Genomic DNA, 246 nt, shown 5'->3' with positions numbered 1-246 from the left:
GGGGATGGGCTGAAGTTATCGACGACTGGCGCGATGGAAGGGATATCGTCAAATCGCCGCCGTCTGACCGAAACGCTCTGGAAGTATCGAAGCAAGATCGCAAGTTGCTACAAAAAACTATGCGAACTCAATAACAACCACGAAAAGCTGCGCAAAAGAGGAGCAGAACTCACGCCGTTCTCCGTTGAATGCAACGGCTTCCTTTTCGAGTTTGGACAAGACAATGTCGCATCGGTCGTTGGCTAC

At 50.8% G+C, this 246-nt stretch carries 1 protein-coding gene; it reads left to right on the top strand.

The genetic code is table 11. The features are described from left to right. A partial coding sequence (locus AC3XQU_RS24520; protein ID WP_489876715.1) for a hypothetical protein occupies window positions 1-246 on the top strand: 246 nt, incomplete at both ends.

The organism is Telluria sp. AZSoR62 (assembly GCF_058111565.1).
This window is presented reverse-complemented; position numbering and strand designations above follow the sequence as displayed.